At 37.1% G+C, this 21,685-nt stretch carries 17 protein-coding genes, 1 other RNA gene and 3 pseudogenes; 19 read left to right on the forward strand and 2 right to left on the reverse strand.

All coding sequences use genetic code 11. The annotated features are described in order from the left end of the window. The first annotated feature begins 22 nt into the window (after positions 1 to 22). From AA0017_RS07870 to AA0017_RS07955, 18 genes are all read left to right on the forward strand, one after another. Positions 23 to 976: an NAD(P)H-binding protein gene (locus AA0017_RS07870; RefSeq protein WP_413380696.1), complete on the forward strand. Its 954-nt coding sequence runs from the start codon at positions 23 to 25 to the stop codon at positions 974 to 976. 43 nt (positions 977 to 1,019) lie between these two features. Next, positions 1,020 to 2,207: a serine hydrolase domain-containing protein gene (locus tag AA0017_RS07875; protein WP_413380698.1), complete on the forward strand. Its 1,188-nt coding sequence runs from the start codon at positions 1,020 to 1,022 to the stop codon at positions 2,205 to 2,207. Positions 2,208 to 2,258: 51 nt separating this feature from the next. Further along, positions 2,259 to 2,762: a cytochrome P450 gene (locus AA0017_RS07880; protein ID WP_413380700.1), complete on the forward strand. Its 504-nt coding sequence runs from the start codon at positions 2,259 to 2,261 to the stop codon at positions 2,760 to 2,762. 388 nt (positions 2,763 to 3,150) lie between these two features. Then, on the forward strand, positions 3,151 to 4,344 hold the full coding sequence (locus AA0017_RS07885) for a cytochrome P450 family protein (protein WP_413380702.1): 1,194 nt from the start codon (positions 3,151 to 3,153) through the stop codon (positions 4,342 to 4,344). A 297-nt stretch (positions 4,345 to 4,641) separates the two neighbouring features. Beyond that, positions 4,642 to 5,925 carry an aminotransferase class I/II-fold pyridoxal phosphate-dependent enzyme gene (locus tag AA0017_RS07890; protein WP_413380704.1) on the forward strand — a complete coding sequence of 428 codons (1,284 nt, stop codon included), beginning with the start codon at positions 4,642 to 4,644 and terminating at the stop codon, positions 5,923 to 5,925. 74 nt (positions 5,926 to 5,999) lie between these two features. Continuing rightward, positions 6,000 to 6,635 carry a pyridoxamine 5'-phosphate oxidase family protein gene (locus AA0017_RS07895; RefSeq protein WP_413380706.1) on the forward strand — a complete coding sequence of 212 codons (636 nt, stop codon included), beginning with the start codon at positions 6,000 to 6,002 and terminating at the stop codon, positions 6,633 to 6,635. A gap of 248 nt (positions 6,636 to 6,883) precedes the next feature. After that, complete coding sequence (locus AA0017_RS07900; protein WP_413380708.1) at positions 6,884 to 9,166, forward strand: DEAD/DEAH box helicase; 2,283 nt, start codon at positions 6,884 to 6,886, stop codon at positions 9,164 to 9,166. Positions 9,167 to 9,171: 5 nt separating this feature from the next. Continuing rightward, positions 9,172 to 10,470 carry a ribonuclease H-like domain-containing protein gene (locus AA0017_RS07905; RefSeq protein WP_413380710.1) on the forward strand — a complete coding sequence of 433 codons (1,299 nt, stop codon included), beginning with the start codon at positions 9,172 to 9,174 and terminating at the stop codon, positions 10,468 to 10,470. A 300-nt stretch (positions 10,471 to 10,770) separates the two neighbouring features. Further along, entirely contained in the window at positions 10,771 to 11,163 is a 393-nt protein-coding gene (locus AA0017_RS07910) for a spore coat protein (RefSeq protein WP_413380712.1), read from the forward strand. Positions 11,164 to 11,267: 104 nt separating this feature from the next. Beyond that, the gene (locus AA0017_RS07915; protein ID WP_413382473.1) at positions 11,268 to 11,822 is read left to right on the forward strand and encodes a DUF1273 domain-containing protein; all 555 of its coding nucleotides are present in this window, start codon (positions 11,268 to 11,270) and stop codon (positions 11,820 to 11,822) included. Positions 11,823 to 11,937: 115 nt separating this feature from the next. Further along, on the forward strand, positions 11,938 to 12,249 hold the full coding sequence (gene gpsB / locus AA0017_RS07920; protein ID WP_003323694.1) for a cell division regulator GpsB: 312 nt from the start codon (positions 11,938 to 11,940) through the stop codon (positions 12,247 to 12,249). 65 nt (positions 12,250 to 12,314) lie between these two features. Then, complete coding sequence (locus AA0017_RS07925) at positions 12,315 to 12,701, forward strand: reverse transcriptase-like protein (protein ID WP_413380715.1); 387 nt, start codon at positions 12,315 to 12,317, stop codon at positions 12,699 to 12,701. A 70-nt stretch (positions 12,702 to 12,771) separates the two neighbouring features. Beyond that, positions 12,772 to 13,167: RNase P RNA component class B (rnpB, locus tag AA0017_RS07930), an RNA gene on the forward strand. A 241-nt stretch (positions 13,168 to 13,408) separates the two neighbouring features. Further along, positions 13,409 to 14,389, forward strand: coding sequence for an ABC transporter substrate-binding protein (locus tag AA0017_RS07935; protein WP_413380717.1), 981 nt, complete (start codon positions 13,409 to 13,411; stop codon positions 14,387 to 14,389). A 215-nt stretch (positions 14,390 to 14,604) separates the two neighbouring features. Continuing rightward, complete coding sequence (locus AA0017_RS07940) at positions 14,605 to 15,582, forward strand: ABC transporter permease (protein ID WP_413380719.1); 978 nt, start codon at positions 14,605 to 14,607, stop codon at positions 15,580 to 15,582. Next, entirely contained in the window at positions 15,575 to 16,369 is a 795-nt protein-coding gene (locus AA0017_RS07945) for an ABC transporter ATP-binding protein (RefSeq protein ID WP_413380721.1), read from the forward strand. Before AA0017_RS07940 ends, AA0017_RS07945 begins: the two co-directional genes overlap by 8 nt. A gap of 622 nt (positions 16,370 to 16,991) precedes the next feature. Beyond that, positions 16,992 to 18,530 carry a response regulator gene (locus AA0017_RS07950; RefSeq protein WP_413380723.1) on the forward strand — a complete coding sequence of 513 codons (1,539 nt, stop codon included), beginning with the start codon at positions 16,992 to 16,994 and terminating at the stop codon, positions 18,528 to 18,530. Positions 18,531 to 18,538: 8 nt separating this feature from the next. Then, the gene (locus AA0017_RS07955; RefSeq protein WP_413380725.1) at positions 18,539 to 20,314 is read left to right on the forward strand and encodes a sensor histidine kinase; all 1,776 of its coding nucleotides are present in this window, start codon (positions 18,539 to 18,541) and stop codon (positions 20,312 to 20,314) included. A gap of 753 nt (positions 20,315 to 21,067) precedes the next feature. On the opposite strand, the pseudogene AA0017_RS07960 reads toward AA0017_RS07955, so the two are convergent. Both AA0017_RS07960 and AA0017_RS07965 read right to left on the reverse strand, forming a co-directional pair. Beyond that, a pseudogene (locus tag AA0017_RS07960) lies at positions 21,068 to 21,462 on the reverse strand (Tn3 family transposase); the annotation flags it as partial. A 57-nt stretch (positions 21,463 to 21,519) separates the two neighbouring features. Further along, a pseudogene (locus AA0017_RS07965) lies at positions 21,520 to 21,591 on the reverse strand (hypothetical protein); the annotation flags it as partial. A gap of 8 nt (positions 21,592 to 21,599) precedes the next feature. Between AA0017_RS07965 and AA0017_RS07970 the strand changes: the two are divergent. Next, positions 21,600 to 21,683, forward strand: a pseudogene (locus tag AA0017_RS07970) (helix-turn-helix domain-containing protein); the annotation flags it as partial. Between the last annotated feature and the right edge of the window lie 2 nt (positions 21,684 to 21,685).

Genomic DNA, 21,685 nt, shown 5'->3' on the forward strand with positions numbered 1-21,685 from the left:
CACTAATAAAGGGGGTATTAAATTGAAAAAAGCGATTGTTTTAGGAGCCACAGGTGCTACGGGGCAAGTGATAATAACTGAGTTACTAGCTAAGAAAGTCCAGGTCATTGCTTTTGCGCGCACTGAAACAAAACTAAAAGAGTTAATGAAAAAACATCATTATGATCAGAAGTTGTCCTACAAGGTAGGTGACATATTTAATTATGAAGAAATTGTAGAAGCAGCAGAAGGCTCAGAGATTATATTTCTATGTTCTGGTGTTTCCTATCAAGATATGAGAGAAAAACTTTTCTTGTTTGGGGAAAGTGCGATGAAAGCTACAGAGATATTAGGAGCTAAAATCGTTGTTGTTGATGGGATTTACGTCTATGGATATCAAACTGGTAAGGGGGACGAAAATCATCCTAAGCAACCCCATACCAAAAAGGGAAAGTTAAGGGTAGAATATGAGAATTTAATATTTAGTGACAAATGGAAAAATGCTAAAGCATTAATTGTGAGACTTCCAGATTACTATGGGGCAACCTCCCAAGGCTCTTACTTACAGCCAACTTTAGAAGGAATGGCTGCTCAAAAACTATCCTTCTTTTTTGGGGACTTGAAAACGCCAAGGGAATATGTCTATTTGCCTGATGCAGGCAAAATGATTGTCAATATAGCGGAGAAAGATGATTCATACGGAGAGAACTGGAATATACCTGGAGGGGGGGTGATTTCAGGACAAGAAATTATCCAGATAGCTCGTGAGATAACTGGAAATCGAAAAATGGTTATTCCTTTAACTAAAAATATGGTTCGTTGTATGGGATTGATTAATTCATTTATGAGAGAAGTAGTTGAAATCATGTACCTTACGAAGGAAGGATTTGTTTTGAGCGGAGACAAATATGAGAAACGCATCGGCCCCATACCTACTACTTCTTACAGGCAAGGAATTAAGAATACGTTACATTTTTATATACAAGGTAAAAATTAGGTTGGACATTACAAGCCCGATTGAAAATGGAGGAGAAAAACTAATGACGACTAAAGAAATTCGGAATGAAACACTAAAGAACACACTCGATCGTATTCTTGCCAATTCTGTGAAAAGAGCAGGAGGTGTTCCTGGAGTTGTTGCCATGGTAACAGACCGAGAAGGAAATATTTATGAGGGAGCCGTAGGTGTTCGTGATTCCAGTACCCAGCAGTCTATGACTACCGACACTGTATTTTCCTTATTATCAACGACTAAAGCATTAACAGGTACAGTGCTGATGAAATTGGTAGAGGAAGGAAAGGTTCGTCTTGATGACCCCGTTAAGGAATATGTTCCAGAAATTGCCGATATTATGGTTCTCAAAGGGTTTGATCCAGATGGGCAACCTAGATTAAGGAAACCAAAGACGGATATTACCATAAATATGCTAATGCTTCATACAGCAGGCTTTGGATATGAATTTTTCAGCCCCGAAGATCGAAAATATCGGCAAGTTAAAGAGATGCCATCCATTATGACAAGCTCTTTTGATTCCGTCAAAAGTGTATTGCTATTTGAACCGGGTGAAAGATGGAACTATGGGGCCAACATTGACTGGGTTGGCAAGGTTGTTGAGAATGTGTACGGCATGAGATTGGGAGAAGCAATGAAAAGGGAAGTATTTACCCCTCTGAATATGTCAGATATTGGTTTTGTGCTTTCGTCATCAATGATGGAGAGACGTGCCACTATACACACTCGTGACCAAGATGGCCAACTTACACCTAATCCACACATCTTATTGCCTCAGACTCCTGAAATGGACATGGGTGGGCACGGGTTATATGCGAGTATAGGGGAATACATGAGATTTATAAGAATGATTCTTAATGAGGGTTCAGGTGTTCTAAATCCGGAAACTGTTTCCAAAATGACTCAAAACGGGCTAGGAGATTTAACGAGTGGCGGATGGGTCTCATCTGATCCAACATTGGTAAATGATGGAGAGTTCTTCCCAGGTTTTCAAAAATCGTGGTCGTACACATTCCAAGTAAATGAAAAGCCCCTCCCAACAGGACGTCCAGCTGGTCAATTGATGTGGGCAGGTTTAGCCAATCTTTATTACTGGATTGATCGCGAAAATGGTATTGGTGGTTTTTGGGCGACTCAAATGTTCCCCTATCAAGATCCATCCTCATACTTAGGATGCCTGGAATTTGAATCGGCAGTTTACCAACATTTGAAATAGCCGTTCAAAACAAGAGCTTTTACTGAAGTTCGTAAAAATCCAGGTAATGATATGATCAGTCAGTTGGTCATTACAGAAAATCAAGGTGATCGTTTAACTGAAGAGGAATTATACGGAAGCGTTACGTTGATGATCATTGCAGGTCATGAAACCACAGTCAACTTGATCGGTAATGATGTGCTTGCGTTATTGGAGTATCCGAAGCAATGCAAGCTGCTGATGGATCAACCAAACCTTATTCACGGTGCTATTGAGGATATGCTGCGTTTCAATGGTCCTGTTGAGTTCAGCACCTCCTGCTGGGCCGGGGAGGATCTGGAGTTCAAAGCACCTCCAATGAAAAAAGGCGACTTAGTTATTGTGGCATTGAATTCCTCCAATCGCGATCCGAAGCAGTTTGAGGACCCCGAAATATTCAATATTTTAAGGGGGGAAAGCCAGCATTTAGCCTTTGGAAAAGGTATTCATTTCTGTCTAGGAGCTCCTCTAGCACGTTTGGAGGGTGAAATTGCAATTAACTCATTGCTGCACCGCTATTCCCATTTCGAGTATTAAGGGAACACGGAAGAACTGGAATGGAGACCAGGTATGATTGTTGGGGCGTAAAGGAAATCCCACTTTTCCTGAACCGAAAGTAGTCCATACGTTTCACTGTCCAGAGAGAATGAAGACATTGATTATTTGTTTATTGGAGTACCGCCAACATCGGAATTTTTGTATGCTAACAGAATTTTGAAGTGGAAAAGTTGTTTCCTGTACGCTTCGGGCGTTATCGAATCAGAATCAAAGAAGTTTAGAGTTATCCGTGATAGAGAGATGACTGAAGGTTTAACTTAGAGGAAAACGCAGCAATCATAAAAACATTGAGTTTAGTGTCTAGATAAACAATACAAGTTTGAATGTAAAGTAAATCTATATCCTGATTGAGAGGGGACCACGTAAAATGCAAGCAAATGAAGATTCGATAAATACCATATTTACAGATGAATTTATAAATAATCCATATCCAGTTTACGAACAATTAAGAAAAAGTGATTTTATCATAAAACTTATGTTTCCGAATGGCCAGTTTGGTTGGCTTATTAGCAGTTATGATGATGCGGTTACTGTACTAAAGGATCCAAGATTTATTAAAGACATGACTAAAGTAGGGTATGAACACGACAGCGTTTTCTCAAAAAATATGCTTTTAGCTGATCCGCCAGATCATCAAAGGCTTCGTGGGTTGGTACAGAAAGGCTTTACCCCACAGAGAATTGCAGGCATGAGGAGTCGTATTCAAGATATTGCAGATAAACTACTTGAAGCTATGTCTACCAAGGATCAAATAAATCTTATCGACGATTATGCATTTCCACTACCAATAATAGTGATTAGTGAAATACTCGGCGTGCCTGCGAAAGACCAGGATAAGTTCCGAATTTGGTCCAACACTATTATTGAAGCCGTAAACAGTGAACTTAGTGAAGAAGCAAAACAGTATATGAATGAATTTATAGAGTATCTTAGAGAATGGTTTGCTATCGTTCGTAAAAATCCAGGTAATGATATGATCAGTCAGTTGGTCATTGCAGAAAATCAAGGTGATCGTTTAACTGAAGAGGAATTATACGGTGTGGTTACGTTGATGATCATTGCAGGTCATGAAACCACAGTCAACTTGATCAGCAATGGTGTACTGGCTTTATTGGAGTATACAGATCAACGCAAATTGTTAATTGAACAACCAGACCTCATTCACGGCGCTATTGAGGAAATGCTTCGTTACGATGGTTCTGTTGAATTCAGCTCCTCTCGCTGGGCACGAGAGGATTTTGAGTTCAAAGGAAAACTAATGAAAAAGGGAGATTTAGTTATAGTTGCATTGAATTCCGCCAATCGGGATCCGAAGCAGTTTGAGGACCCCGAAATGTTCAATATTCTGAGGGAGAAAAGCAAGCATTTAGCCTTTGGACAAGGTATTCATTTCTGTCTAGGAGCTCCTCTAGCACGTTTGGAGGGTGAAATTGCAATTAACTCATTGCTGCGCTGCTATCCCCATTTCGAGCTTCAAGGAGACATAGAAGAACTGGAATGGAGACCTGGTATGATTGTTCGGGGCGTAAAGGAAATCCCGCTTTTCCTGAACCGAAATTAGTCCAACGTTTTATTGTCCAGAGAGATGAAGACATTGATTATTTATTTTTGGAGTTTTCATTACCAATTCGAGTTAATAAGCAATCTAATTCCCGGAAGTCGGAGTTTTCATCACGAATTAATTTCAGACTAGTAAATGAAATCAGAAGCTAAGTAATAAAGGGTTACGCCGGTCAACGAATACCCATTTTGTAAATCAGTCTATAAATCTCGGGTTTGCCTGTAGCATCTTTCTCTATTTTATTTTAAAATGGATACGGAGACTCATTTCAATGTATTTGAGAAGGAGAAGATTGATGTGACCGAAGTAAATCAATTAAACAAAACAGAATTAGAAGAACAATTGCAGCAATTAAAAAAGAGGTATGAAACGTACAAAGAAAAAGAACTGGCGTTAGATATGTCACGCGGAAAGCCATGCCCTGAACAAGTTGACTTATCTAGACCGATGCTTGATTTAGTAACGTCAGAAGATTTACTTAAAACAGACTCAGGTGTAGATGTTCGAAACTACGGAGGTCTTGATGGTTTAGCGGAAGCAAAGGAATTTTTTGCCCCGATTTTAGGCGTACAACCAGCTGAAGTTATTATCGGTGGGAATTCAAGTTTAACGATGATGCATGATACGATTGCTAGAGCGATGCTTTTTGGGGTTGTTGATAGTGAAAAACCATGGTCAAAATTAGAAAAAGTCAAATTCATTTGCCCAAGTCCAGGCTATGACCGTCATTTTGCGATTTGTGAATTATTTGGAATCGAAATGATTACGGTCGATTTATTAGAAGATGGTCCAGATATGGATAAAATAGAAGAACTTGTGAAAGAAGACGCGGCGATTAAAGGAATATGGTGCGTTCCTAAATATAGCAACCCAATGGGAAATACTTTCTCAGATGAAGTCGTGACCCGTTTAGCGAAAATGGAAACAAAAGCAAATGATTTTCGGATTTTCTGGGATAACGCTTATGCCATTCATCATTTAACGCTTGTTCATGACAAGTTAGAAAATATTTACGATGCTTGTGTAGAAGCAGGGAATGAGAACCGTGTACTCCTTTTTGCTTCGACATCAAAAGTAACGTTCCCAGGTGCCGGTGTCGCAGCAATGGCCGCAAGTCCAGACAACGTGACAAAAATCAAAAGCGAATTAAGTATTCAAACGATTGGTCCAGATAAAATGAACCAACTACGTCATGTTCGCTTTTTTGAAAAAGAAGGTTCTTTAGAAGAACATATGAAAAAACATGCTGAACTGATTAAACCGAAGTTTGATAAAACAATCGAACTTTTTGAAAAGTTTTTAGGTGGAAAAGAAATAGCAACTTGGTTAAGCCCTGTTGGTGGTTATTTTATTAGCATTGATACGTTAGAAGGTTGTGCGAAACAAGTGGTTGCTTTAGCAAAAGAAGCAGGCGTAACCTTAACAGGTGCAGGAGCGACGTATCCATATGGAAAAGATCCATATGACCGTAATATTCGGATAGCCCCTACATTCCCAAGTTTAGACGAGCTAGAAGTAGCGATTGAAATTTTCTGCCTTTGTGTAGAAATTGTTTCAATCGAAAAGAAGTTAGCAGCATAAATTTGCAAGGAGGCTGTTTTAAAGGCGTTATCAGCCTTTGAGACAGCTTTTTTATGACGGGGGGATAAGTTTAAATGGAAAGGGTTATTTTCAACGATTTAATCACAACGTCACAGCAATTGCGTGAGTTTTCGGGAGAGCCTAGTGAGCTCGTCAAAAATAAAGTGCGTGATTCTTTAGACGAACATTGCGTTCGATTTATCAAGCAATCACCATTCGTTTTAGTCGCTACATCCAATCAAGACGGGGAAAATGATGTTTCGCCACGAGGAGATGGACCAGGTTTTATAAAAGTTTTAAACAACAAACAACTGTTAATCCCTGAAAGACCTGGAAATAAACGAATGGACTCTTTAACGAATATTTTATCCAATCCTCAAATTGGTTTACTTGTCTTAATTCCTGGACTGGGTGAAACATTAAGAATAAACGGGAAAGCTACGATTATTAGGGACTTAAACTATTTAGAAATGATGGCCGTTCGTAATAAAGTCCCAGAAATGGCTATTGCTGTGGAAGTGGAAGAATGTTTTATTCATTGTGCAAAAGCGATAAAACGTTCAAGTTTATGGAAGTCAGAAACTTGGTTTGATAAAGAAGAGTTACCTAATGCTGCAAAAGTATTAGCAGCCCATGTAAAAAAACAAGATTATACAGAAGAAAATGTAGCCAAAAGATTAAAGGAAAGTTATGAAAATCGCCTATATTAAGTACATAAAAACAAAGAGCATTTTATTTCGATAGGTGCTTTTTGTTTTGAACGGAATAAATAATTTCACGTACCATAATGTTTATAAAAATTTAAACCATAAAAAAACAAAAACATTAAACTAATTCTATAAATCTAGCAACATGACTAGAAAAACAAACAAACATTCGCTACAATAAAAGCATTATAAAGAATATCTTTGATACGTCAATCGATAGTTAGAAAGAATGACAGGAAGTGGTGAATCTTTTGTTTAAACAAACATTAGAGGAATTAATTAAGAACTTAAAAGAACACGAAGGCTTTAAAGAACAAATTGCTTATTGGCATCAAATCGAAGGAAAAGAAGCGAAAACAATCGCTTTTACAGAATTAATAGATGAAAGAATTCAAAAGGCCTTAATCAATCGTGGAATTTCCGAATTGTATACACACCAATCTTCTGCCTTTGAATACGCATCACGTAATGAACATTTTGTCGCAGTCACACCAACAGCCTCTGGAAAAACCCTTTGTTATAATCTTCCGGTCTTACAACAAATTTTGAAAAAGGAAGAAAGTCGTGCTCTTTATTTGTTTCCAACAAAAGCATTAGCCCAAGACCAAAAAAGTGAATTAAATGAACTAATAGAAGAAATGGGTGTAGCTGTGAAATGTTTTACTTATGATGGTGATACGGCACCTAATATTCGTCAAGCTGTTCGAAAAGCAGGACATGTCGTCATGACTAATCCAGATATGCTCCATTCGGCTATTTTGCCCCATCATACAAAATGGGTTTCTTTTTTTGAGAACTTAAAATATGTCATTATAGATGAATTACATACGTATCGTGGCGTATTTGGTAGTCATGTTGCCAACGTCATTCGTCGTTTGAAAAGAATTGCGAACTATTATGGAAGTAATCCAGTGTTTATCATGACATCGGCCACAATTGCCAATCCAAAGGAATTAGGGGAAACGCTTATTGGAGAGAAGGTGAGGCTCGTTAACAATAACGGGGCTCCGCGTGGTAAAAAACATTTTCTTTTCTATAATCCACCAATTGTAAATCAAGCATTAAATATTAGAAAAAGTTCTACATTTGAAGTGAATTCGTTGGCAAAACATTTTCTAGAAAATAAAATTCAAACGATAATTTTTGCAAAATCAAGAGTTCGTGTTGAATTGATTCTTAGCCATTTGCAGCAATTAACACAAAAAGAGCTCGGACCGAAATCGATTCGTGGTTATCGCGGGGGCTATTTGCCAAAACAAAGACGGGAGATTGAACAAGGATTACGGAATGGAGACATTATTGGTGTCGTCAGCACAAATGCTCTTGAATTAGGGGTCGATATTGGCCAATTACAAGTTTGTATTATGAATGGCTATCCAGGTTCCATAGCGAGTGCTTGGCAGCAAGCTGGTCGAGCGGGGAGAAGACATACAGAGTCGCTTATTATTATGGTGGCCAATTCAAACCCGATTGATCAATATGTTATTTCGAATCCTGATTACTTTTTTGAGCGTTCACCCGAATCAGCCAGACTTAACCCGGACAATTTGATTATATTGGTTGACCATATTAAATGTGCGGCTTATGAACTTCCTTTTAAAAAAGGGGAAACATTTGATGGGGTTGAAACCCAGGAGATCCTTGAATTTTTAGCAGAAGAGCAAGTGTTACATCAAAGAGTTGATAAATGGTATTGGATGAATGATGCTTTTCCAGCACACGGAATTAGTCTCCGTTCAGCTTCCCAAGAAAATGTCATAATTATTGATCAATCTGAACAAGCCAAGCCGAACGTTATTGGGGAGATGGATCGTTTTAGTGCGATGACTCTTCTCCATGATGAAGCGATTTATTTACATCAAGGTATTCAATATCAAGTCGAATACTTAGATTGGGAAGAGAAAAAAGCCTTTGTTCGTCAAGTTGGTGTGGAATACTTTACCGATGCGAATTTAGCTGTCAATCTTAAAGTATTAGAAGAGGATGAAACGAAAAAAGAAGACTATGCCAGCCTTTCTTTTGGAGATGTGATGGTCAACGCCAAAGCGACGATTTTTAAAAAGATTAAGCTAACAACTTTTGAAAACATCGGATCTGGCCCCATTCATTTACCAGAAGAAGAGCTTCATACAAATGCCATGTGGTTAAGTTTCTCTGTGCAGCTGCTAGAAAAATACGGAGAAGATCTACTTGAACAAGCGCTTATGGGTTTAGCGAACGTTTTTCAACATGTTGCCCCAGTATTCGTTATGTGTGATCGTTCTGATTTACATGTCATTCCACAAGTTAAAGCAGACCACTCAGAATTGCCGACCATTTTTATGTATGACCGTTACCCAGGTGGTATTGGACTTGCGAAAGAGGTATATAAAAAAATCGACTTTATCTTAGAACAAGTGAAGTCATTAATTGAGCTTTGCCCATGTGAAGCTGGTTGTCCCGCGTGTGTTGGGGCTTCTAATACGAATAGCCACAATTCAAAACGAGTCGTCTTGTCATTAATTCATGAACTTGAAAAATCCAAAGGTATGTGATGACCGTGTTAAAAAATAAATTAAACAGGATGAAATCTCATCTTAGCTTAAACGAATCATTAACGTCAGCTGACAAACAGTCAGTGCTCGAATCACCTATTACCGAACATTCTCTGCCTTCTCAAAACGAACAAGACTTATTTGGAAAATGGGAAAAGCTTGGAGCAAAGCCATACTGGTTTGACGGTCAGCATATTTTTATTAGGGAGACTGTTTATCCAATTGAACGACAACATGGACTTTACCCTTTTTCTGATTTAGAAAAAGCGCTCACGCAATGGAATCAATTTAACACACCGCACCCACTTTCAAGTGCCGATACGGACATAGAAAACCTACTCTTTTTTGATACAGAGACGACAGGGTTAAGTAGTGGTGCGGGCCATTCGATTTTTTTGCTTGGGTTTAGTCAAGTGATTGGTTCCAATGTAATTGTCAAGCAGTATATTTTACCTGGACCAGAAGCAGAAGTAGCCTTTTATCATTATTTTTTACATGATCTTGGTTCAAATAAAAAGCTTGTTACTTATAATGGAAAAGCTTTTGATTGGCCAAAAGTAAAAACGAGACATACTTTTGTTCGAGAACAAGTTCCTATGCTTCCTAAAGTCGGTCATTTTGATTTACTACATGCGGCCAGAAGGTTATGGAAAGATAGCCTTCCATCTTGTAAATTAGCGATTATTGAAGAAGAAATTCTTGATTTAAAAAGAGAGCAAGACACTCCTGGTTATTTAGCTCCTATGATGTATTTTGATTATTTAAATGAACAAGATCCGCTCTATTTAGAAGGGATTATTGGACATCATGAACGAGATGTTTTAAGTTTAATTACTTTGTATATTCATTTAAGTAACTTAATTACATCTCCAGATAAGAGCACGATTCAAAACAAGGAAGAGTACGAAATAGCGAGGTGGTTCGCATACATTGGGAACAATGAACGGTCAGCCGAAATGTTTTGGCAATTGAGCCAAAGGGAAGAGGATATTCATCTTGCAAAGGCAAGCTTGTATCAGTATGGACTTATCCAGAAAAAGCAAAAAAATGAACGATCAGCACTAAAGTGTTTCCTCGCTTTAATTGACTTTAAACCTTATCAAATCGATTGCCTAATCGAAGCAGCTAAATTAAAGGAGCGATTTGAGAAGGATGTACAAGGGGCTTTAACACTTACCAATCAAGCATTGAAGGTATTAGAAGAAAAAAGTTTTATATCTAACCAAAAAATAAGTAAATTAATAATGGAACTGCAAAAAAGAAAACAAAGGTTGGAAATAAAATTATTAAAGGGAAAAAATTAAAATATTTCCGAGGAACGTCATTAGGACGACGATTATTTCCCGAGCAAGCGCATAAAATGAGGATTGTCTACAAAATCCAACAGATTTAAAAGGCGGTTATTGTCTGTTTTTGTCTGCTCATCTGGCTGTTTGTCATCTTGTGTTAAGAGCGAGAACATTATTTACATTTTTGCTAATGGTTTTATACCCATTTAGATTGTTTTGGTAAGTTTCTACCTAGAAATAGACGAAACAACTAGTACAACTAATTGGCTTTCATCATAGTTTATTAGTGACTCAAATAAAAAGGAGGAATTAATAATGATGAATCATCATTGTCACAAACCAGCAAATGTATGTCAGAAGCCAACAACTACACAAGTAATGCCAGCGGTGGTGCACCCAACGCAACAAAACATCGTTCAAAAAACTTGTGAATATATCGTACCAGAAGTTCATCCAACACACACAACAAATGTTACAAACCATGTTTATAAACATGTGCATAGCTTCCCACATACGACTTCACAACAACAAACTGTTACAAACCAACAATTTGTAGGTGGTCCAAGTGCTCCAGTAGCAGGTGCTATGTCTCCTGGTTTTGGTGGTCCAGTAGCAGGTGCTATGTCTCCTGGTTTCGGTGGTCCAGTTGCAGGCTTTGGCCCTCAGTGGGGACATAAGCACGGTGGCGGTTGCGGCTGTAATCGCTAAAGGATAACGAACTTATTTACAGCAAACGGTAAGGCTCGTTTGTCTTCAGTCAAAGAAGTGGGCAATAAGCCCGCTTCTTCCCTTTTAAAGGAGGCATGATTTTGATAAAAACAGTTGCCGTTACTGGCTACAAAGCATTTGAATTAGGTATTTTTGATCAAAAGCATATTGGGATTACATATATAAGAAAGGCATTTAGGCATAGACTCCTTTCTTTAATAGAGGAAGGGCTTGAATGGGTCATTATAAGCGGACAGCTCGGTGTTGAGCTTTGGGTCGCTGAAGAGGTATTCGCCTTGAAAGAAGAGAGTCCACACCTCAAACTTGCGGTATTGACTCCTTTTTTAGAACAAGAGTCAGGGTGGAAGGAAGCGACACAATCCTATTATCGCGAAATTATCGCCAAAGCGGATTTTGTGGATAGTATTACGAAGCGTCCATATGAAAGTCCACACCAACTCAAACAAAAAAACGAATTTATTATTCAAAAAGTTGAAGGATTAATCGTCTTATATGACGAAGAAAAACAAGGCTCCCCAAAATATTATTTAGAGGCAGCAAAGCGAGAAAGAGAAAAAAGAGAGTTTTACCTTTCTGTGATAACCCCAGATGATTTAAATGTAATCATAGAAGATGAACAATATAATTCAGAACAATAACAAAAAAATGATAAAAAACCTCTTAATTTAAATTAAAATGGAGATTTCAAATTGACATTCTAGATAAGTTTTGAAAAAATATAACTATTAATGTATTTCCTAGGGGTGGATGACTTTGAGTAGTAATGAAATTCGTTTTACAGCAAATGAGATTTTAAATAAAGATTTTAAATCTAGCATGCGTGGTTACAATCAAGATGAGGTTGACAAGTTTTTAGATTCGATTATTCAAGATTATGAAGCATTTCAAACGATTATCGAGCGCTTAGAAAAAGAAAATGCGCAATTAAAAATGCAAGTAAAAACAGCCAGTGAAAGACCGACAAGACAAGCGACAACACCATCTGTCGGAAGTACTAATTACGATATTTTACAAAGACTTTCTAATTTAGAAAAAGAGGTCTTTGGAAGTAAATTATACGAATAAGCTTGTTAAAGAAGAAGAGATCCTAATCTCTTTTTCTTATTTTATTTTGAAAAGGGGAAATTCTTTTGGTAGAAGTGTACATTGATGGAGCAAGTGCCGGGGAGCCTGGTGCGTCTGGTGCAGGTGTTTTTATCAATTTTAAAAATGGAACAATTGAAGAGTACTCATTTCCTTTGCAGGCGATGTCCAATCATGAGGCGGAATATGAAGCTCTACTCATTGCTTTAAAGCTTTGTATCGAAAAAGGTATAAAAGTAGCCTCTTTTCGAACCGATTCGCAACTCATCGATCAAGCGATTGAAAAAGGCTTCGTGAAAAATAAAAAATATCAATCTTATTTAAATGAGGCATTAAAATTAATTGAACAATTTGATCTGTTTTTTATAAAATGGATTCCAAGTAAGGCGAATAAAAATGCGGATAAATTAGCGAAGAAAGCCATTAAAAGATAACGGATAAGATTAGATATTGATTTAATCGTTAAGTGCATGTATAATAAATAAGGTCGCATACAACAAATAAGTGTTTAGGTAATCGCTGCACTTTATTGTGTAGAGGAAAGTCCATGCTCGCACAAGCTGAGATGCTTGTAGTGTTCGTGCCTAGCGAATTCATAAGCTAGGGTAGTTTGGGTCTTATCAACCTGGACTAACGGCAGGATAAACACCTAAGTCTTTTTAAAGATATGGTGTGAAGTCCTTGAAAGTGCCACAGTGACGTAGTCTGATTGGAAACAATGAGAGTGGAACGAGGTAAACCCCTCGAGCGAGAAACCCAAAATATGGTAGGGGCATCTTCTAATTCGGAAATGAACGAATGTGAAGAACAAGGAAAATTCCTTGTAGATAGATGGTTACCACCGGAGTACGAGGTTCATCACCGTTTGTAGTACAAAGGTACAGAACATGGCTTATCAAACACTTATGAGATGAATAGTAGCGATATTGGAAACTCCTTTTTTAAGGGGTTTTTTATTTTCCATTAAAATTGATTTGAGTTCTAAATTTTCCTCTAACATAATATCAGAATATTTATATTAATCTAATATTATTTTGTCGAAAACCGCTTTAAAGGGTTAAATTTTTCTATTTACTTTCCTCATTTATTGTTTTAAGATAATACATAACTATTAGAAAATTATAAAAAAGGGGTCTGAAAGATGAAACAGTCATGGAAAAAATGGACAGCAATTACTTTACTAGGAATGACCTTAGCAGCCTGTGGTACTTCAGAAAGTAGTGGCGATGGAGAGACCTTTAAGGTAGGAGCCACACAAATAGCCGAACATCCATCCCTTGATGCCGCCTATGAAGGGTTTAAGCAAGCTCTTGAAGATGCTGGTTTAGATGTTGACTATGATTATAATACGGCACAAGGCGATCCAAATAATAACGCAGCGATTGCAAGTAACCTCGTATCTAATGATGTCGATTTAATTTTTGCAAACTCCACACCAAGTGCCCAAAGTGCTTTACAAGCAACAGATAATATTCCGATTATCTTCACTTCCGTTACTGACGCTGTAGCAGGTGAGTTAGTCACAGCAATGAATGAACCAGGTGAAAATATTACAGGAGTGGTCGACTTACATCCGGATACAATTCAATTTACGGTCAGCTTCATTGAAGAATATTTTTCAAATTCGCGTGTCGGAATGATTTATAACGCGGGTGAGGCAAACTCAGTCGCCCAAATTAATTTAGTTGAAGAGGCTGTGGAAGGAACGAGTCTTTCGATTGTCACAAGATCGGTGGCAACAGCGGCTGAAGTCCAACAAGCAGCTGCATCATTAGTAGGTGATGTCGATGTCTTTTATATCATTACAGATAATACAGCTGTTACCGCATTAGATGCGATCGTTCAAGTGGCAAATAGTGAACAGATTCCGTTATTTGTAGGGGAACCAGATTCATTAGGAAAAGGTGGCTTTGCTACTTTTGGCATTGATTACTTCTCAATTGGATATCGCTCAGGGGAAATGGCAGCAGAAATTCTACAAGGTGAAAAAACAACATCAGATATACCTGTTGAATACCCTTCAGACATGCAGCTCTTTATTAATAAAGATGCTGCTGACGCACAAGGGGTCGAATGGAATAGTGACTGGGATGAAGATGCAGAAATCGTAGAAGCAGAATAAGAAAGAAAGCTCGTCGATTGAAGGACACAAGAAGATAAGTAGTCTTAATAAGTCTTAACTTTGCCTTTCAAATTGTCTTCTTCGATGACCTTCTACACCGCTATCAATTTATACTTTCGTACGTATAAAATGGACCGACCTGCAGAAATTTGGGCACGTCGGTTTTCTTTTGACCTATAAACATCAGGAAATGGACTAACAAAGGGGGAAGCAGGATGTCTTATGCAATATTTAGTGCCTTTGAAACGGGAATCATTTATGCGATTATGGCACTTGGTGTTTATTTAACTTTTCGCATACTCGATTTCCCTGACTTAACAGTGGATGGTAGCTTTGTAACAGGGGCGGCGATCGCAGCGATTTCTATTATTGCCGGGGTGCCACCGTTCCTTGCCAGTTTATATGGATTTGTGGCTGGTTTTGTGGCTGGGATGATTACTGGAATTCTTCATACAAAAGGAAAAATCAATGCCTTATTATCAGGGATTTTAATGATGATTGCCCTTTATTCGATCAATTTACGAATTATGGGTAGTTCCAATATTAGTCTAATGAGTCAAGAAACGTTTTTTAAACAAACACAATCTTTTACGAGTTCAACCGGAATCGATTCTCTATTAAACTCGATTTTTTTCTTTTTAGGATTAAACCGCAGTTGGGGAATTATTCTTGTAATGATTCTCATTACATTGACCATTAAGTTTCTGTTAGACTTTTTCTTAAAAACCGAGGTCGGTTTAGCGCTTCGGGCAACAGGAGATAACCCAAAAATGATTCGTAGCTTTTCTGCTAATACGGATTGGTTAATTATTTTAGGCTTAGGTTTATCAAATGGTCTCGTCGCCTTCTCTGGTGCATTAATCGCCCAACAAGGCGGGTTTGCGGATGCTGGAATGGGTGTTGGTTTAATTATTGTTGGTTTAGCGTCTGTTATTATTGGAGAAGCCTTATTTGGGACAAAGACCATCTTCCGAGCAACTTTGGCGATTATCGGTGGAGCGATCGTTTATCGGATTGTGGTGACTTTAGCTTTGCGAGCAGACTTTTTAGAAGCGGGTGATGTCCGTTTAATTACAGCTGTTATTGTCATCGCCGCTCTTATTACCCCTAAAATGATTCAAAAAAATCGTGAACAAAAAAGAAGAAAGCAAAAACGCTTAAAACAAGCAAAGGAGGTTCAAAACCATGCTTGATCTTCATCAATTATCTGTCACTTTTAATGAAGGAACCCCCGATGAGAAAAAAGCGTTACAAAACATAAACCTCTCTTTGCAATCTGGACAATTTGTTACGATTATTGGCAGTAATGGCGCAGGGAAATCAACCTTAATGAACATGATATCTGGTGCCCTAACACCAGATATTGGGGATGTGAAGATTGATGGTCGAACGGTTACCTTTGAAGCTGAATATAAACGCTCACAATTAATTGGTCGTGTTTTCCAAGATCCAATGGCCGGGACGGCACCATCAATGACAATCGAAGAAAACTTAGCCCTTGCTTATTCAAGAAATCAAAAAAGAACCTTCAAATTTGGAGTGACGAAAAAGCGAAAAGAGAGGTTCAAAACCCATTTAGAATCTTTGAATCTAGGGTTAGAAAATCGTCTTAATGCTAAAGTTGGACTATTATCAGGTGGAGAAAGACAGGCATTATCGCTGTTAATGGCCACATTTACAGAACCGAAAATTTTATTATTAGATGAGCATACGGCGGCACTCGATCCATCTCGAGCGGAGTTAATTACTAAATTAACAAAGGAAATTGTTGAAAAGCATCAACTAACGACCTTAATGGTTACCCATAACATGCAGCAAGCCCTTGATTTAGGCAACCGATTAATTATGATGGATAAAGGCCAAATTATTTTAGATGTCAATGAAGAAGACAAAAAAGCACTGACGATCGAGAAGCTCTTACATGAATTCCAACGTATTCGCGGAGAGCAAATGGTAAATGATCGAGCGATTTTGGGATGATCATATTGATCTTTATAGTAATAGAATTATCGAGGCTGGGACAAACCCCTAACTATGAAATGATAACCACTTGATTTATTTCATTTTCTCAGAAGTGCTCCTACTTTATACCATTACCTACAAAGATGAAAATGGGATTACCATATGCCCTAGCGTACGAAAACATGCGGAGACTCCCGCGGGAAGTAGTGGCAGAGCAGAAATCCACCGGCTTGGCCGGTTAGTTCGGCGCCACCCCGTAGGACGCGGATCATGATTTTCGGGAGCGGGGAATAAAGCTCAACACATGGCTATCCATTTTCTCTCCAATAAAAATAATGAAAGTCGGTGAAATTTTACAATGTGCAGTAAAATTCTCCGGCTTTTTGACTCTAGATTTAGAAAGAAAACTCCCCAAAAAATGATATCATCTCTACCTTTCATCATGTAAAGGCCATTCCAAGGAAGTCTAATTTAGGCATAGTTTTATTGATTACATACTTTCATAAGTTGAAGTTTCAGGATTAAGTTTCTAGTCATTTAGTACATGCTCATAATCAAAGTTCATTTTTTTGTATAGGAAAAAAACTGTTTTTTTAAAGTAATTCAATATATTATTAATAGAAATAGTTGTTTATTTGGGGTGATTACATTGAAAGCTAATGAATTATGCACAGTTGTGATTGTGGATGATGAAATCTTAATAAGAGAAGGAATTAAACATTATCTCGATTGGGAACAAGAGGGTTTTCAAATTGTTGGAGAAGCTTCAAATGGTAGAGAAGCACTTAAAATCATTGAGGAAATAAAGCCTCATATTGTCATGACTGATATTGTCATGCCGCTTATGGATGGGGAAGAATTGACTAAAGAAATAAAGGCGCAATATCCAGATATCGAAGTGATTATTTTAAGTAGTTTTGGTGAATTTGATTATGTTCGTTCAACATTCCAAAGTGGTGTTGTTGATTATATATTAAAGCCTAACTTAGATACAGAAGGGCTTTTGAAGGTCTTAAAAAGGGCGAATGAGCGAATCTCGCTAAATCATCATGCAACAAATGATTCCCCCAAAAACAATTCAATCCGTAACATAGTTGAAAAAATCTTGAAAGGATATGAAATCAACTTGGATGAGGATGCCATCATAGATACATTTCCCTATGATACCTTTTATTTAGTAGGAATAGATACAAAAGGAGCGAGTTATCAAGAAAAATTTTATGAGAATACTTTAACTGATTTTAATTTAGATTCTATTGTTCAATTGCCATACCATGATCAAAAAACAAATCTAGAAGTCGTCATTCTAAATTTTTGCAAAGCAGATGAAGAAAAAGTAAAAAACAAGCTGTTACAAAATACGAAAAGAATAACTGAAGTTGGTTTTGTCTTAACGGAGTCTTTTTCTAACTTTAGCGATATCGGTATTTACATAGAAGAAATCCGTTTGTTGCAGGAGTGTCATTTTTATTTTCCAGATATTACATTGTTACAGAAATTAGATTTGCCGAAGCAAACTCCAAGCATAGAAGCTTTTAACTTAGATCAATTTACAGAGGATTTCACTCAACAGCGTTTCGATTCAGCTATTCAATATGTTCGAGATTATGCGAAGGTGTTTTCAACTTGTTACACAACAAAAGTAACGGAATATAAATCTTTTTTTAACAATATCATTTTTAATATTTCCATTCTTCTTAGAAATATGGAGTATGACGTCACTGAATTAGAAAAAGTGAAATATGAATCGCTCCAATTCGTGGAGGAATCCAATAGCGCGTCTAAGGTGGTCGAGCATCTAAATGAGTTTTTAATAGAGTGCTATCATTGTATAGCTATTAAACGGAATCAATTAGGGAATCCCAATATGCGTAAGCTATTAGCATATATCCAAAAGCATTATGCAGAATCCCTTACGCTGACAGGTGTGGCCAATCATTTTCATTTTAATCCTTCTTATTTGTCTAATTATTTTTCTGTTCATAATAAAGAAGGTTTTGTTGACTATCTCAACAAGATCCGAATTGAAGAGGCGACAAAATTGCTGATTCAGAGTGATCATTCCATTTCAGAAATCGGTCCAATGGTCGGCTATACGGATCATAGTTACTTTTCGAAAATGTTTAAAAAAGTAAAAGGTATGTCACCAAGTGCTTATCGAAGAAAATTCATGAAGTAGGGAATAAAATGAAAAACAAAAACTATCGTCTTAAACATAATAGCTTATTTTTAATTTTGTTCTCTTTAACGGTTGTTAGCATCATTTCAGTTGCTACGGTAACAACGTTGACAACACTTCGTATGTCTGAACAATTTTTTATTGATAAATTTAGTATTACGAATGCAAAAGTATTAGATCAAGTTACTGATAGTTTTGAAGCCTTTCATTATTCGATCATCATGGCCTCAAATAATTTAGCACAAAGTGGAGCATTAAAAACGATTCTTACAGAAGAGCAAACAAACCTAGAAAAAATGAAGAGTTATTTTGATCTGAAACAGTTAGTTAGACGTACAGAGCCTAATCTTGATGCTTATGATGTTAGCATAATGGTTACCGGAATCAATGATATTAGCTTTTCAACAAACAGGGCATACTGGCCAATTTCTGATGAAGAGCTAAGGGACAGTCATTTGACTAATAATACGTTGGATCATCTTAGGAGGCTAACTTATCAATATGATCAGCGCTCAATTTCCGAAGAGCTTAGTCCATATGTAATCGCAACGCGTGCTTTAGTAGATCGTCCTTCTGAGGAAGTGTATGGAATCATGTATTTTGCGATTCAAGAGGAAGAGTTTCGGAGGTTTTATTCCAACTATACGAGTCCAGGTAACGATATTTTTGTTATTGATTCAACTGGAAGAATCGTGTCCAGTAATCGAGGAAATTTAATTGGAAAACGCGATCCGGCACTAAAAGAATATGCGACAGCTCTTAAAGGAAGTGAAGATAGATATGTTATTAACGAGTTCTTAGGAAAAGAGCAAATCTTTGTTGGAGAGTACTTAGAATCATTCGACTTGTATATTTTAAATGTTATTGATCAAGAAATTGCAGTGAGTGGATTGATTAATACAAAAGAAATGACCGTTATTTTTATGGTCATCATTTTAGTTGCCATCATTTTAGTTTTCCTGATGTCAAAGAAATTAACGAATGCTTTATCAACTCTTGTGAAAGAAATTTCAAATGCTGGAAAACATAATTTTGATCAATATGTATCCGTAAAAGGGACATATGAAACAAAGGAACTGGGACTGGCCTTTAACTCCATGTTAGATGAGCTTCATGATTATGTCGATCAGCTTGTTGATTCTCAGAAACAAATAAGACATGCAGAACTAGCTGCGCTTCAGCAACAAATCAATCCGCATTTTCTGTACAACACACTTACATCTATTAAATTTTTAGTGAAGCATGGAAGTAAAAAAGAGGCGGAAGATATGATGAATGCTTTTATCTCACTTCTCCAAAATACAATTGGAAATGGAAGTGAAACCGTTACAATAACTCAGGAAATTGAGACCTTAAAGGATTATGTTCTGATCAATCAAAAGCGCTATGGGAATCGCATTGCTGTCAGTTATTTTATCGCAAAGGATACTGAAGAGTATAAGATTCCAAAATTAATCTTGCAACCCTTTATTGAAAATGCTTTTTTTCATGGATTCAATCTTAAGCCAGAGGGTTCTATAAAAGTATTCGTCTGGAACCAAGGACCATATTTAATATGTGAAGTGATTGATAATGGGGATGGTATGAACCTCGACGAAAGCGACGAACTCCCGATATCGAAAAGAAAGCACGGTCGCTTTACAGGCATAGGAATAAGGAATGTCGATGAACGGATACAGCTTCATTATGGACCTTCGTACGGCGTATCCATTTCTAGTGAAATAGGGAAAGGGACAAAAGTAAGAATTGAGCTACCTGTTGAAAAAATGCAGAAGCTGCCATAACAGCTTAGATAATATCGATGAGGCTGTACTCAAAAAGCACTTTCATAACCTTTTGAGACAGCTCCTTTTCACTTATATTTCTCTCCTTCTTAAACTAATGCTTCATTAATTGAATAGCTGGAGTAATGGATAAAACAACCAAGCATCATCTAAATAAAAAACCATTAGGAATCCAACTAGAATACCGAAACAAAGAAAAATAATGCTATGTGTTTTGCTTTGTATCCAACCAAAAGAATATCCAATCGCTAAAGTTAATGGTATGAAGGTTAAACCAACTGTTATTTGCCCTATCGAAAACCCAGCTATAAAACTGAAAATATAAATTCCAATGGCTGAAAACCAGTAAAATTGATACTTACCTCGAGTAGCGAGAAAAGTCGACACTATTGCTAGAATTAAAGTAGAAAATGCAATTAAAGTAAAAATAATTTCCTCCCCCTTTTTATCCGGTGAATTTACTATAACTGTCCATCTAACTTGTTACATAAATCCTGAATAGTTAGTTTAAGAGTTCTTTATTATTTTAACATAAAATACCATTAACTCTTGGGGGATTCCAGGAAAAAGCCGGGTAAATTTGCTCATGTACACTAATAATTTTAGTAATACATATTTACTGTAGTTATTTTTCCACTGTTGAAATTTCTCTTTGGGGTCCTGCCGACAAAACGCGGGAATTATACGCTAAGAAAGATTTTGAAAGAAAAACCCTTGATTTGTCTACGCTAAGCAGAAAATCAAGGATTTTATTTATGTTCTAAGGGGGCGTAATGATTGAATAGAATGAGAACTGTTAGTATCGAATTTATATTGACCTAAGAAATTTATATGCTCCCAACCTAAAGGTGAAATATGAGCAAGTAAAGACTCCTGATGTTTTCCTACTTCTTTCATGTGCTCAATCGCTCGGGATAAATAGACTGTCTTCCAAATGCTAATTCATTTATGATAAGATTTAATGCACTAGCACGCTGTAATTGGTCTTACAGTGCACGCTCTCGAAGTTCACCATGTTTTCCAAAGAAGATAGCTCTTGCTAAGGCATTCATGGCTTCCTCTTTATTTAATCCCTTTTGAATGCGCCGCCGTAACGTTTCACTAGAAATATAATCTAAAATAAATAAAGTTTTTTCAACTCGCCCCATTAGAGTAAAAGTTACAAAGTCGTATTCACTTCGAATTTCTTTCAAATGATCCCAAAGTGTATTTTCTCTTTGAGGATAAAGACTAAGCGAAGATGGACTGGAACCGATTTGTTTCGATATATAATGTATGAATGTTTGATATGACTGTAAATCAAATTTGTGAAATTACAAATGTGTCTAGGGCCTCATTATATAGAAAGCTATCGGAAAGGAACAGTTGATG

It is taken from the genome of Alkalihalobacillus phoenicis (assembly GCF_047302405.1).
Taxonomy (GTDB): domain Bacteria; phylum Bacillota; class Bacilli; order Bacillales; family Bacillaceae_D; genus Alkalihalobacillus.

Bases quoted from the DNA above. Each gene is read 5' to 3' on its own strand.
- AA0017_RS07935 (WP_413380717.1), top strand. From the start codon at position 13,409: ATGAAACAGTCATGGAAAAAATGGACAGCAATTACTTTACTAGGAATG.
- AA0017_RS07945 (WP_413380721.1), top strand. From the start codon at position 15,575: ATGCTTGATCTTCATCAATTATCTGTCACTTTTAATGAAGGAACCCCC.
- AA0017_RS07895 (WP_413380706.1), top strand. From the start codon at position 6,000: ATGGAAAGGGTTATTTTCAACGATTTAATCACAACGTCACAGCAATTG.
- AA0017_RS07885 (WP_413380702.1), top strand. From the start codon at position 3,151: ATGCAAGCAAATGAAGATTCGATAAATACCATATTTACAGATGAATTT.
- AA0017_RS07880 (WP_413380700.1), top strand. From the start codon at position 2,259: ATGATCAGTCAGTTGGTCATTACAGAAAATCAAGGTGATCGTTTAACT.
- AA0017_RS07875 (WP_413380698.1), top strand. From the start codon at position 1,020: ATGACGACTAAAGAAATTCGGAATGAAACACTAAAGAACACACTCGAT.
- AA0017_RS07910 (WP_413380712.1), top strand. From the start codon at position 10,771: ATGATGAATCATCATTGTCACAAACCAGCAAATGTATGTCAGAAGCCA.
- AA0017_RS07940 (WP_413380719.1), top strand. From the start codon at position 14,605: ATGTCTTATGCAATATTTAGTGCCTTTGAAACGGGAATCATTTATGCG.
- AA0017_RS07955 (WP_413380725.1), top strand. From the start codon at position 18,539: ATGAAAAACAAAAACTATCGTCTTAAACATAATAGCTTATTTTTAATT.